This is a genomic window from Clostridium sp. (assembly GCF_040797585.1).
GTDB lineage: Bacteria > Bacillota > Clostridia > Clostridiales > Clostridiaceae > Clostridium_Z.
The window spans coordinates 1-4789 of record NZ_JBFNEO010000212.1; the positions used below are offsets into that span (position 1 = coordinate 1).

Consider the following 4789-nt stretch of genomic DNA (forward strand, 5'->3'; position numbering starts at 1 on the left):
ATGGGAACAATAGTTAGTACTTCTTTATATCTAACAAGAAAATAGTTATTCTATATAATTTAAAATAAATTTCTTGAGATCTGTATTTAAGTAGGTTATTTCTATTTATTAAATTGCAGGTTAAAAGAAAAATTATACAATAAAGAGTAAAGCACTAGTAAGTTATTTAATAGCGGACTAGTGCTTTTTGTTTTATCCTTAAAATTATATATATGGTAAAATAATGTATAAAGGTAAATGCATTAATTTCTATGTTAATAAAGTTACCATAAATTAATTCAGAAGAAGAGTAATTTATTAAGAGATTTCCACATTTTTATGTAATATTGTAGTTAAGAATCTTAAACTAAAGCTTTTTTATTAAAAATCTAAATAAATTTAGAGGGGGATTAATAGTAGGGGGTATGTTAAGCTTTATGGGAAAGTCAGAGATTTTAATGGGAAAGAAATTTTTGGATCTGTAGTAGCGCTTAAGGATGGAAATTTTGAAGATATCTATGAAACTATTACCGACCAACATGGATATTATGAGCTTAAAGTAAGGAAGGGACTATATTATAGCATGTTTGCATGCAAGGATTATGGAGTTAATTACTTAGAGTATTGGTCATGGAATATACCTATTTTTGATGATATGGAGATAAACCCAAGAATTAATGGACTAGAGGTTTATTCTATAAAAGCCTTTAGAGTTCAGTGGGGATTTCCTCAACTTATGATATATTTTAGACCTATGAGTCTTAGTAGATCCAGAAGCAGAAGTGAAGAAGAGAAAAATGATATAGCTCCAAAGTTAACCAAGGAAGATATAGAAGTACATATAAATGGGGAAAGATCAGAAGTTTATGTGGTAAACAGAATTTTAGAGTATGTAGGTGAAAATAGTTATATGACTGGTTACTTAATACATGTAAGCTTAAATAAAGAAGTGAATAAATTCACATATAATAAGATAGATGTAGCCATAGTAGATAGAGAAACCGATGAAAGAGGGGAAGGCAGCGTGTTTTGGAAGGAAGATGAGGGAGTAACCTTGTCATTAGTATAGATGAAGTATCTTTTTAAAGTTTCAAATAAACTGTAGATGGAATAGGATAGTTATTAATAGTATGTTGATATTATAAATAAAAGGGAGATATGGGATTCTATATGAATAAAAAATTACTTATTTTAATAGGTTCAGGGGTAATAGTAATTTGCTTAATTATTGCAATGAAGTTTATTAAAGGCATTAACACAATAGAAGAAGCCTTAGGTATTCCAAGCAAAAATTCTACAAAGATAATTGCTGAAGATAGAACCCGTGAAGGAAGTGTGATTTTTGCCTACTCCAAAGAGAAGGATACTCTTTATACAAGTTTTATAAGAAAGAGTTTATTTGGATATGAAAATTTATATAGTGGGGTAGCAGCTGATATTACTGAGGCTTCAGAAAAGCTTAAACTATCCTATGATTACTTTCCATCAATAAAACAAAGTTCATTACCTATCTACTTTGGGGTTATTGGAGATGATGAAATAAAGGAAGTTAAGGTAAAGGAATCAGAAAATAAAGAAGGGTGGAAAAGTGCAAAGATAATTGAAGCTGAGGGAAAAAGAATATGGGTTATATATATGGAGGGATTTAAAGGCTCAAAATTTGATATTGTTGGAGTTTCTGAAAGTGGAAAAGAAATTGTCAATATAACAGATAATATTTCTCCGCTTAAAGCTGAAGATAAGCCTATAAAAAGTCCATATAAATAGAAAAATATTAATATCCCGTCTTTAATAGGAGTGAAATAAGTCCATATTAAAGATGGGATATTATATTTAAATTATAGAAGAATTTTATTAATATAATCTTAGATTTCCTAGTTTCTTTAACTATGTCTAAACAATAGAAGTTTCAGGAAGTGTTTTTCCTTTATATACATTTATCACAATACCAATAACCAATAAGCTAATAAGGGAGCTTGACCCACTATAGCTTATGAAAGGTAAGGATATATAGGCAGTAGGAATTAAATTCAAATTCATAAGTATGCTAAAGAAAGCTTCAAGAGCAAAAATTGAAGTAATTCCGATTATTAAGGTCTTTCCATAGCTATCTTTGACATTTAGAGCCATTTTAATCATTCTTACAACTAGGGCTAAGAAAAGTATTATAACAACAGCTCCTATAATCCAACCAAAGTTATATATAATATAGGTAAAAACAAAATCTGTATGGACATCAGGCATTATTAATGGATTAAAATTTTTAGCTTTTCCAAAGAGAACCGAAGATTTTAACATAGAGCCTATGATATCATGAATCTGTGGATTTCCACTGATTTCAGTATATTGTTCTATAATTTTTACATATCCTCCCATGGTGAAAAATAAAAAAACATTAATAATAGAATTTGAAATTATATATTTTACATTGATATTATTAACTTTCATAATTATACATAAAGCTAGGCTGTAAATTATAAATAGAAGAAAAGATTTTGTTATTAGAAGCATAATTCCAGGAATTATGGCTAGCATCATATAACTAAGTAAGTTTCTTTTTATAGGTGATTTTATATTATTAAACAGACCACTTAGAGAAATAATAAACAAAAATACACTAATTAGAGGCATACTAATTGTTACAGGTCCTAAAAACAGCCATCCAGTCTTTCCTCCTATAGGTGGATATAACAGCGCAGAAAAGACTAAAAGAATTAAGGTAATTACATATATGTGCATTGAGTAGTTTTTTAATTTTCTATAATCTAAGAACATAGTCCCAACTAGAGTTATTACTCCAAGAAGTGTAAACATCAAGGTCTTTATTAAGAAATTTAATTCAATAGAATATAGGGTTAAGAATCCAAAGGAGATAAGCAAGGAAACTATTATTAGAAGTTTTAAGTCTATTTTTTCTTTATGAATAGTATTAAGCTCCTCACCTACCACATTTGGACTTCCCATCTGAGATAGGGATTTTTTTATTGACTCTTCTTCGCTTATGCCACATTCTAAAAAATCTAAGGCCATTTCTTCAATATGACATAAAAGTTCTTCTCTAATTTCTTTATGGATTCTCTTATTTTTAACCTTTGAACATATGTGATCTAAATATAATTTGACTTCATTATTGTTTTTTATCTGCATAATGCCACCTCCAGAAGGACCTTGTCCACTGAAGATTTGAATACATCCCATTCTTCTTGCTTTTCTTTTAGATATACTCTACCTTCTCTAGTGATTCTGTAGTATTTTCTTTTACGTTTTGAATCTCCTTCTTCCCAATAGGATTCGATTATTGTATCCTTTTCTAAAGAGTGGAGTATTGGATAAAGAGTTCCTTCTTTAAAAGAGAATACACCGCTAGATTTTAGTTCTATCTCCTTAATCATTTCATAACCGTACATCTCTTTTCTTTGTAAAAGACTCAAGATAAGTACTGAAGTACTTCCTTTAATCAGTTCTTTACTTACTTTCATAAAAACCTCCCATTAATACATAGATTCACTATACATAGATTATCTATGTATAATTATAAGGATATTTTTTATAAATATCAATAGGATTTTTATGTTTTCTAAATATTTATTAATTAACTTCCTTGGATATAGGGATAATATTAATGATTTTGTAAGTCTAATTTTATATAGATTTAGTAAAAAAAATAATATATAATAAAAAAATAATTTACAATATTTCATATTATAATGCTAGGTATTTTAGATATTGATATTTTAAGTTGATTTGAAATTATGATTCCATAATTATGAGGAGAGGATTACAAATGATTAAGAAGGAACCTAATAAAGATAATGAAAGCGAAATATATATAAATAAAGATGAAGCCAATATATATAAAGCCTCAATAGATAAAAATGAGGAATCATGGAATAAAGAGACGTACAATGCTTGGGTAGAAAGATTAGGAGAGCCTAAAGAAGCAGCAAATAGGATTAAAAATAATCCTGAGAAAGTTTTATCTGTAATCTACGGTAAAATAGAAGGTGTACAGGGAAAGAAGATAATGAATCTTATGGGTTCTAATGGGAATAAAGCTGTAGCATTAGGATTACTTGGAGCAGAAGTAACTGTTGTAGATTTTTCTGAAGGGAATAAAAGATATGCAGAGGACCTAGCAAGGGAGGCTGGAGTATCGATAAATTATATTTTATCTGATGTGTTAAAAATGCCTAGGGAGGTATTTACAGGGGATTATGATATAGTTTTTGCAGAGATGGGTATAATTCATTATTTTATTGATCTAAAGCCTTTTATAAATATAATGAAGAGGTTATTAAAACCTAATGGAAGACTTATAATAAGAGATTTTCATCCAGTTACCACCAAGCTAATTTCTTCAAGAGGATCCACAGCTAAGGTTAGAAAGCATAAGGTTACTGGTGATTATTTTGATACCTCTTTAGAAGAAAAGGAAGTAGCTTATTCTAAATACTTAGATGAGGGTGAAGAGGTACATAAGGTTTTACTTAGAAGGTGGAATCTAGGAGAAGTTGTTACGGCAGTAGCCAAGGAAGGTCTCTTCATAACTAGCTTAGATGAGGAAGCAAATCTATCTTCAGAGGTTTTTGATAAAGGAATTCCAAAAACATTTACTTTAGTTGCAGAGAAAAAGATTATAAAGGATGATTATCCAAGATATGAAGAATTTATATTTTAAAGAATAGAATTTTAATTCTCATATTTTTAGAAGTTAAGAATTAATCTTTATAAATTTTAAAAATCAAGATACTTTGTTATATAGGGTTCCTAACTGAGTTCTTAACTTATACCAATGATTTTTATCTTGTGA

5 protein-coding genes are annotated in these 4789 nt (G+C 28.6%); 3 read left to right on the forward strand and 2 right to left on the reverse strand.

What is annotated here, in order from left to right; all coding sequences use genetic code 11:
- Positions 1-562: 562 nt before the first annotated feature.
- Together AB2369_RS11455 and AB2369_RS11460 are read left to right on the forward strand one after the other, a co-directional pair.
- Positions 563-1048 carry a hypothetical protein gene (locus tag AB2369_RS11455; protein WP_367666612.1) on the forward strand — a complete coding sequence of 162 codons (486 nt, stop codon included), beginning with the start codon at positions 563-565 and terminating at the stop codon, positions 1046-1048.
- Between the two features lie 101 nt (positions 1049-1149).
- Positions 1150-1746, forward strand: a complete 597-nt coding sequence (locus tag AB2369_RS11460; protein ID WP_367666613.1) for a hypothetical protein — start codon at positions 1150-1152, stop codon at positions 1744-1746.
- A 126-nt stretch (positions 1747-1872) separates the two neighbouring features.
- Here AB2369_RS11460 and AB2369_RS11465 read toward each other — a convergent pair whose 3' ends face one another.
- Both AB2369_RS11465 and AB2369_RS11470 read right to left on the reverse strand, forming a co-directional pair.
- Complete coding sequence (locus AB2369_RS11465; protein ID WP_367666614.1) at positions 1873-3126, reverse strand: FtsW/RodA/SpoVE family cell cycle protein; 1254 nt, start codon at positions 3124-3126, stop codon at positions 1873-1875.
- Positions 3117-3458, reverse strand: coding sequence for a PadR family transcriptional regulator (locus AB2369_RS11470; protein WP_367666615.1), 342 nt, complete (start codon positions 3456-3458; stop codon positions 3117-3119). The genes AB2369_RS11465 and AB2369_RS11470 overlap by 10 nt, the downstream gene beginning before the upstream one ends.
- A 305-nt stretch (positions 3459-3763) precedes the next feature.
- On the opposite strand from AB2369_RS11470, the gene AB2369_RS11475 reads away from it, so the two are divergent.
- Positions 3764-4657, forward strand: a complete 894-nt coding sequence (locus AB2369_RS11475) for a class I SAM-dependent methyltransferase (protein ID WP_367666616.1) — start codon at positions 3764-3766, stop codon at positions 4655-4657.
- Positions 4658-4789 lie beyond the last annotated feature (132 nt).

Excerpts from the sequence above, each read along its gene's own strand:
- AB2369_RS11455 (WP_367666612.1), top strand. The coding sequence starts at position 563 with ATGTTTGCATGCAAGGATTATGGAGTTAATTACTTAGAGTATTGGTCA.
- AB2369_RS11460 (WP_367666613.1), top strand. The coding sequence starts at position 1,150 with ATGAATAAAAAATTACTTATTTTAATAGGTTCAGGGGTAATAGTAATT.
- AB2369_RS11465 (WP_367666614.1), bottom strand. The coding sequence starts at position 3,126 with ATGCAGATAAAAAACAATAATGAAGTCAAATTATATTTAGATCACATA.
- AB2369_RS11470 (WP_367666615.1), bottom strand. The coding sequence starts at position 3,458 with ATGAAAGTAAGTAAAGAACTGATTAAAGGAAGTACTTCAGTACTTATC.
- AB2369_RS11475 (WP_367666616.1), top strand. The coding sequence starts at position 3,764 with ATGATTAAGAAGGAACCTAATAAAGATAATGAAAGCGAAATATATATA.